Annotated in this window: 7 protein-coding genes; 3 read left to right on the top strand and 4 right to left on the bottom strand. The window is 56.3% G+C overall.

The window, feature by feature from the left end; all coding sequences use genetic code 11:
* Positions 1–196: FCD domain-containing protein (locus tag JO226_RS16840; RefSeq protein ID WP_293606906.1), on the top strand; the 196-nt coding region annotated here is incomplete at its 5' end.
* A gap of 89 nt (positions 197–285) precedes the next feature.
* Here the strand turns inward: JO226_RS16840 and JO226_RS16835 are convergent.
* The 4 genes from JO226_RS16835 to rspA all read right to left on the bottom strand — a co-directional run bounded on the left by JO226_RS16835 (position 286) and on the right by rspA (position 5575).
* Positions 286–1749 (bottom strand): mannitol dehydrogenase family protein, encoded by a 1464-nt coding sequence (locus tag JO226_RS16835; RefSeq protein WP_293606905.1) that lies wholly within the window; start codon positions 1747–1749, stop codon positions 286–288.
* Positions 1750–1904: 155 nt separating this feature from the next.
* The gene (locus JO226_RS16830; RefSeq protein ID WP_293606907.1) at positions 1905–3284 is read right to left on the bottom strand and encodes an MFS transporter; all 1380 of its coding nucleotides are present in this window, start codon (positions 3282–3284) and stop codon (positions 1905–1907) included.
* Between the two features lie 45 nt (positions 3285–3329).
* Entirely contained in the window at positions 3330–4349 is a 1020-nt protein-coding gene (locus JO226_RS16825; protein ID WP_293606904.1) for a Zn-dependent oxidoreductase, read from the bottom strand.
* An 11-nt stretch (positions 4350–4360) separates the two neighbouring features.
* Complete coding sequence (gene rspA / locus JO226_RS16820) at positions 4361–5575, bottom strand: starvation-sensing protein RspA (RefSeq protein ID WP_293606903.1); 1215 nt, start codon at positions 5573–5575, stop codon at positions 4361–4363.
* Positions 5576–5815: 240 nt separating this feature from the next.
* Between rspA and JO226_RS16815 the strand changes: the two genes are divergently transcribed.
* Both JO226_RS16815 and JO226_RS16810 read left to right on the top strand, forming a co-directional pair.
* Positions 5816–7555 carry an ABC transporter permease subunit gene (locus JO226_RS16815; protein ID WP_293606902.1) on the top strand — a complete coding sequence of 580 codons (1740 nt, stop codon included), beginning with the start codon at positions 5816–5818 and terminating at the stop codon, positions 7553–7555.
* A gap of 13 nt (positions 7556–7568) precedes the next feature.
* Positions 7569–8205 (top strand): ABC transporter ATP-binding protein (locus JO226_RS16810; RefSeq protein WP_293606901.1); only part of this gene is annotated, 637 nt, incomplete at its 3' end.

Raw genomic sequence — 8205 nt, 5'->3', positions numbered from 1 at the left:
CCGCGTGCGCTATATGAGCCTCGATCACATCTCTTCGCCGGACATGCTGCTACACCAGCATCAGGACATTTTCAGCGCGCTGGCGCAGCGTGATGTTGCCGGAGTGGATGCCGCGATGACGCAGCATTTGCAGGAAATCAGCGAGTCAGTGCTGTTAATTCGCCAGGAAAACAGCGACTGGTTTAGCGAAGAATAAGCAGAACCTCACCCCGCGTTGGGGATGAGGTTTGTGCGATATACACGATTATGCCTGGAATAAGCCGCCCCGAAGGACGGCCTCTCTCATTACAGCATCTGCGCGTATTTCGCGACGGTCGCTTTCGCGCCGTATTCCAGCAGCGAGAGGTACGCTGCCGTCACCTGCCCGACAAACCGCGTTTCCAGCGGCAGTTCGTTGCCGAAAATAGCGTCGATGCCGAGCAACGCCTTCACGCGCGCTTCGCCTTCAGCGCTGTTCCGTACTGCTGCCTGAACGGTACTCAGCAGCGGGTCACAAACTTCAATGGCATTGCCCTGCTCATCCACACCACCGACATAGCGCATCCAGCCCGCCACACCAAGTGCCAGCAGCGAGAATGCGCTGTTGCGCGCCAGATGCCAGCGAACGGAATCCAGCATCCGCTGCGGCAGTTTCTGACTACCGTCCATCGCAATTTGCCAGGTGCGATGACGCAGCGCCGGGTTACTGTAACGGGCAATCAGCAGGTCGGCATAGCGGGCCAGATCGACGCCCTTCACTTTCAGCGTCGGCGCCTGCTCTTTTAACATCAGCGCATAGGCGGTACGGCGATAGTTGTCGTCCTCCATGCAGTCGTTGATATGTTGATAACCCGCCAGATAGCCGAGGTAGGCCAGGAAGGAGTGGCTGCCGTTAAGCATCCGCAGCTTCATCTCCTCAAACGGCACCACGTCAGCCACCAGTTCCGCCCCGGCGTTTTCCCATGCCGGGCGACCTGCCACGAAGTTATCCTCGATAACCCACTGGCGGAACGGCTCGCAGGCGACGCCTGCCGGGTCGCGAACGCCGGTTATCTGCTCAATTTTATCCAGTGTTTCCGGCGTCACAGCAGGCACAATGCGGTCAACCATCGTTGACGGGAAGGTGACGTTCTTCTCGATCCACAGCGCCAGGTCGCTGTCCACGGCGCGGGCATAGGCGCGCACCACATTGCCCATCACATGGCCGTTTTCCGGCATGTTGTCGCAGGACATTACGCTGAATGCCGGTAGCCCGGCGGCTTTGCGGCGGGCCAGCGCTTCGACCACCACGCCCGGCGCGGACGTCGGCTGGTGCGGGTGCTGTAAATCGGCGGCGATTAAGGGGTGATCGAGCATCAGTTGTCCGGTCGCCGGAGAGTGGCAGTAGCCTTTTTCGGTGATGGTCAATGAGACGATAGCGACCTGCGGTTCACACATTTTCGCCAGTACGGTTTCCAGGCCGTCGACCTGGGCATGCAGTGCTTCGGTGACGACGCCCACCACACGCGCCTTCCAGGCGTCAGCGGACATTTCCGCCACGGTATACAGGTTGTCCTGACGTTTCAGATCGGCAATCTGCTGCTCGCCGCCAATCAGATTCACTTCGGTATAGCCCCAGTCGCTCCCGTATTCCTGCGCAAGAATATCGGCATACACCGCCTGATGCGCGCGATGGAAAGCGCCAAAGCCAAGATGAACAATACGCGGTACCAGCGTACTACGGTCATAGCCAGGCACAGAGGCGTTGGCTGTTAAGAGCATATTTTGCATGTTATGACTCACTGTAGAGATAGCTCATTGCCATACTAGAATAACTCGCATTCATCCCCAGACTTTGATTTATGTTAATGAAACGGTAAGTGGTATGACACGAATTGAAAGTTGTGTGACAACATTGCCGTTATCACACAACCGGGCGAGAAGCGTTAGTTGTACTGTCCGACGCGCGGGTGCGCGGTTGTCGGCACCGGTTCGGCGGCATCCTGCGGCAGGCTAAGGTCGCGGTCGCGCACTTCAGGCATCAGTACGGCGGAAAACAGGCCGATCAACGAGTAGCAGATGACCATAGCGACGATCGGCCACCACGAACCGGTCATGTTGCAGAAAATACCGGCCAGTACCGGGCCGAAACCCACCGCCACCAAGCCGCCCGCCTCTTTGGCGATAGCCATGCGGGTAAAGCGGTTGCGGGAGCCGAAGATCTCCGCCATGGTGATGTTTTCCAGCGCGAACAGTCCCAGCACCGCAACGTTGTGAATCACAATAATGCTGGTCATGATGGTTCCCGCGCTATAGCTCTTATCGACGATGATAGCCAGCATCGGGTACGCAAGAATAATGGCCGAAATATTCAGCAGGATATACGGCAGCCGACGTCCGTATTTATCCGACAACCAGCCCAGCAGCGGGATGGTCAGGAACCCGATAACCGAGCTTATCATCAGCGCATCGGTGGGAATGCCTTTATCAAACAGCAGCGTCTGCACCAGATATCCGGCTAAAAATGTCTGAATGAGCCCGGAGTTACCGGCCTGACCGAAACGCAACCCGGTGGCAAGCCAGAAGGATTTGCTGCGAAACATGGCGCCAAGCGAACTGTCATCAGCCGCAGCTGGCCGCGCAACAGCGCCCTCTTCTTCGTTGACCTTTTCGAAGACCGGGCTTTCCTTCAGGTTCAGACGCAACCAGATAGCGAAGATCATCACCACGACGCTTGCCAGGAACGGTACGCGCCAGCCCCAGTCCAGCAGCGCCTCGCGATCGAGGGCGAAGAACATGACCGCCCAGATGGCCGTAGCGCTTAGCGTGCCGCAGTTGGTGCCCATCGCCACCAGCGAAGAGATGATCCCGCGCTTACCTTTCGGCGCGTACTCCGCAAGCATCGTCCCCGCGCCGGAAATCTCCGCTCCAGCGCCCAGTCCCTGAACAATACGCAGCGTCACCAGCAGCACCGGCGCAAAAATACCGATTTGCGCATAGGTGGGTAATACCCCGATAAGCGTCGTACAAATGCCCATCATGGTGATCGTAATAAACAGCACTTTTTTACGTCCGACACGGTCGCCCATTTTGCCGAAGATAAAAGCGCCGATAATGCGCGCGATATAGCCGGCGCCATAGGTGCCCATCGCTAAAATAAGCGCCATCGCCGCCGACTGTTCCGGGAAAAATATCTCATGGAAAACCAGCGCAGCGCCCAACGAGTAGAGCTGGAAATCCATAAATTCCAGCGCGGTCCCTAACCAGCCCGACACCGCGGCACGGATAAGGTCTTTGGTAGTTCGTTCAGATTTATGTTGTGTCATCATCTTTATTCTCTGAAGGTAAGAGGTAAAACGGCTATCTCATTATTATTCTGTGAAGGTCAGTAGCACCTTACAGCAGCGTTTCTGGTCTTTTTCAAATACCTCAATGGCCTCTTTGACCTGTTGGTATTCAAAATGATGGGTGATCAACATGTCGGGGTTGATCAGTTTTTTCTCCATCCAGTCGATCACCACGGGAAATTTCCGCGCATTAAGCCGCGAGGAGTAAAGAGAAAGCTCTTTGCCGGTGATGGCCTGTTGCACCACCTGCGACGGTTCCGTTGAAAACCCCATCAGCACAATTCGCCCGGCGGGCGATGCAATGGCAATCGCCTCAGCGAGGATTGTCGGGTGACAGGCTGCATCGACAATCAGCGTCGGTTTAATGCCTTTGGCTTCCAACTGCCCGGCAAGCGACTGTTCGCTGTTATTAATCACCCAGTCAGCGCCGTTTCGTTCCGCCAGCGCCAACCGCTCATCAATGCGATCAACGACAATCACCTGCTTCACACGGTAGACGCCCTTCAGCGCCTGCAATGTCGTCAGCCCCATTGGACCGGCGCCATAGATAAGGGCGATATCGTCTTCGCGCGGGTTGACCTGCCCGGTAACGTTCGCCGCAATAGTAAACGGTTCAACCATCACGGCATGCTCATCGGCAATCGACGCGGGGACGACCCACGCGTTGCCCGCCGGAACCACAGCATACTCACTAAACCCACCATCGCGATGTACGCCAAGCACCTCCAGCGACGTACAGACGTTCGGTTTGCCGACCGAGCAGGGGTAGCAGTGGCCGCAGCTGATCACCGGGTCGACGCAGACCCGCTGGCCCGGTGATTTATCGGTAACGCCGTCGCCGACGGCATCGATCACGCCGAAGAATTCGTGACCAATCACGCGCGGGTATTTAGCAAACGGATTGTGTCCGCGATAAATATGGCTGTCAGAACCGCAAATCCCGGCAAGCGTAATGCGCACCCGCACCTCGCCAGTCCCCGGGGCCGGGATTTCACGCTCTTCAATGACCAGTTCATTGGGTTGTCGAATGACGATGCTTTTCATTTTACGGTTCCTCACCAGTTCCACAGCGTGCCGTCCTCAAGACGGGCTACAGGCAAATATGCCGGGTCATACGGATATTTCGCCGCCAGTTTTTCATCAAATTCGATACCCAGCCCCGGTTTATCACCCGGATGCATATAGCCGTTATCGAAGGTCCAGCTGTGTGGGAAGACCTCAAGCATTTGTTCGGAATATCCCATGTACTCCTGCACGCCGAAGTTCGGCACCCACAGGTCAAAGTGCAGCGCCGCCGCCATACAGACCGGCGAAAGATCGGACGGACCATGCGAGCCGGTACGTACCTGGTAGAGAGAGGCGAAGTCTGCAATACGCCGCATTCCGCTGATTCCCCCCGCGTGAGTGATGGTGGTGCGGATATAGTCGATCAGTTGCTCTTCTATCAGCTGTTTGCAGTCCCAGATACTGTTGAACACTTCGCCTACCGCAATCGGCGTAACCGTATGCTGGCGAATCAAGCGGAAACATTCCTGGTTCTCCGCAGGCGTTGGGTCCTCCATCCAGAACAAGCGGTAATCTTCGATACTTTTGCCAAAACGCGCCGCCTCAATAGGCGTCAGCCGGTGGTGCATGTCGTGCAACAAATGCTCGTGGAAACCGAACTTATTGCGCACCGCCTCAAACAGCTTCGGCGTGAAGTCGAGGTATTTCTCGGTTGACCACAGCTGCTCTTCCGGCCACTGCCCCTTGGTAGCCGGTTCATAAGCCTGCCCTTTGCCTTTGGCCATGCCGTAGGTGGTTTTCATCCCCGGCACGCCACACTGCACGCGAATGGCTTTAAACCCCATCTCCTTGTGCCGGGCGTAATCTTCAAGCACATCGTCAAGCGTGTGCCCTGTGGTATGGCAGTACACCATGACGCCATCGCGCGATGCGCCGCCTAACAGTTGGTACAGCGGCATATTGGCGGCTTTGGCTTTGATATCCCACAGCGCCATGTCCACCGCAGAAATCGCCGACATGGTCACCGGGCCTCGGCGCCAGTACGCGCCTTTGTAGAAAAACTGCCAGATATCTTCTATACGCTGCGCATCGCGGCCAATAAGCTGCGGACACAGGTGATCTTTCAGGTAGGACGCCACCGACAGCTCACGACCGTTCAGCGTGGCATCCCCAAGCCCGGTAATACCGTCCTCGGTGGTGATTTTCAGCGTCACAAAGTTACGCCCAGGGCAGGTCACAAAGACTTCAGCGCCAACAATTTTCATTTCTCATCCTTACATCTCATCGTTGATGCAGGAAATTTACGCAACTGAGCTACTACCATACAAGTATAACGATCAAAAAATGCACCTTTGCTCACAAAAAATCGCGACGTTCTGAAGAACGTCCTGCGTAAATAAAAAATGCCTCGCGTCGTTGATGAAAGATACACGGCGTTTAATTATGCTGAGTAATAATCTGCGTATCTGCAATCAGCCTGCCTTTTGTTATCAAAGGGACGTTTTATGAATCTGCATTTTGCGGTGAACACCGCTTACCGGCATCTGAAACCCAATCGCTGGGATATCGTTGCTTTCCCGCTGATTATTTGCCTGATTGCCATGATGGTGACCGGTTTTAACCAGACCATGATGCCCATCGTGAGTCTGAAAACACAGACCATCTCTCTGGATCCCGCTAACCTGCCGGAATACGCCCTACGCACGACGCTGCGTATGCTGGTGGCGATGCTCGCCGCACTGCTGTTTACGCTGGTTTATGGCACGCTGGCGGCCAGAAGCCGTCGGGCGGAAAAAATCCTGATCCCCATTCTCGATATCCTGCAATCCGTGCCGGTTCTGGGCTATATCTCTTTCACCGTCACGTTCTTTATCGCCCTGTTCCCGGGACGCGTATTGGGCGTCGAACTGGCCGCTATCTTCGCCATCTTTACCAGCCAGGCGTGGAACATGACCTTCAGCTTTTATCAGTCGCTGCGCACGGTTCCGCGCGATCTGGTCGAAGTGTCGCGCGGTTTTCACCTGACGCCGTGGCAGCGCTTCTGGAAGCTTGATGTCCCCTTCGCCATACCGGGACTCATCTGGAATATGATGATGTCGATGTCCGGCGGCTGGTTTTTCATTGTGGCGTCCGAAGCCATTACCGTGGGAAATAATACCTTCACGCTTCCCGGTATCGGCGCGTATCTCGCCCAGGCGATTTTAAGCAAAAATATGCATGCGATCGGCTGGGTATTGCTGACAATGACGCTGGTGATTCTGGCCTACGATCAGCTGTTGTTCCGCCCGCTGGTGGCCTGGGCCGACAAGTTTCGCATGGAAAATACCCGCTCAGGCAGCGCGCCCACCTCATGGGTGCTGAACCTGATACGCCGTACCCGTCTGATTCACCGTCTGCTGTCGCCGTTCGGCATCCTGCTGTCGGGAATGGCGCGTATTCCGTTGCACATTCCCCTGCCGCACTGGGGCGCAGCCAGCCCGCGGTCGGCCCGTCGCCTCTCGCGGGTTGTTGATATTATCTGGGGAACGCTGGTCATCTTGCTGGCGCTGTACGTCACCTGGCGCGTGATTGGCTATGTCAGCACCGGTGTATCGCTAAGCGAGGTCGGTCACGTATTTCTGCTGGGTTTTGCCACGCTGCTGCGCGTCACGGTGCTGATTCTGATCTCATCGCTAGTCTGGGTTCCTCTTGGCGTAATGATCGGTATGCGCCCTGCGCTGGCGGGGAAAATACAGCCGATCGCGCAATTCCTGGCGGCGTTCCCGGCAAACCTGCTGTTTCCGATTTTTGTCATCACCATCGTGCACTTTAATCTGAACCCGAATATCTGGTTATCTCCGCTGATCGTTCTGGGTACGCAGTGGTACATCTTGTTTAACGTCGTTGCCGGAACGTCGGCCATTCCGAATGACTATCGTGAGGCTGCGGCGAATTTTCATATTCGCGGCTGGCAGTGGTGGCGTGAGGTCATGCTGCCGGGCATTTTCCCCTACTACATCACTGGCGCTATCACCGCGTCCGGCGGCGCATGGAACGCCAGCATCGTGGCGGAGTTTGTGCAATGGGGCGATACCCAGCTCACCGCCTATGGGATAGGCGCCTATATTGCCAAAACCACTGCGGCGGGAGACTTTCCGAAGATCATTCTGGGTGTCGCGGTCATGTCCTTGTTCGTCACCTTATTTAACCGTCTGCTGTGGCGGCCGCTGTACGCCTATGCAGAATCCAGATTCCGCATTGATTAACAAAGGGTTCCCCATGCAAGAAAAACCTGCAGTACCAGGCAACGCGTCAGATACCCATACTGAAATTCTGGCGGTGCGCGGGGTATGCCATGGATTTGATAAAGCGCATGACGAACGGATGATTCTGGATAACGTCAACCTGACGCTGCGCGAAGGCGAAATAGTCGGGCTGCTCGGACGCTCAGGGTCGGGGAAGTCAACACTGCTGCGCATTGTGGCCGGGCTTATCGCCCCGACCTCCGGCGAGGTGCAGTTTCAGGGCGCTGCGGTTAACGGTCCCGCGAAAGGCATTTCCATGGTGTTTCAGACCTTCGCGCTGTTTCCCTGGCTCACCGTGCTGCAAAATGTGGAAGCGGGCCTGGAAGCGCTGGGCGTCATCGCCACTGAACGCCGTACCCGGGCGCTGGCGGCGATAGACCTTATCGGGCTTGATGGCTTTGAAAACGCCTATCCGCGCGAGCTTTCCGGCGGCATGCGTCAGCGGGTCGGTTTTGCCCGCGCGCTGGTGGTTGATCCCGCGCTTCTGCTGATGGATGAGCCCTTCTCGGCCCTGGACGTGCTCACTGCGGAAACGCTGCGTACCGACCTGCTCGACCTGTGGAACGAAAGCAGAATGCCGATTAAATCGGTGCTGATCGTCACACATAACA

It is taken from the genome of Pluralibacter sp., assembly GCF_019237635.1.
GTDB lineage: Bacteria > Pseudomonadota > Gammaproteobacteria > Enterobacterales > Enterobacteriaceae > Enterobacter_B.
Note: the sequence above shows the minus strand (reverse complement) of the source record. Positions and strands in the feature narration are given on the sequence as shown.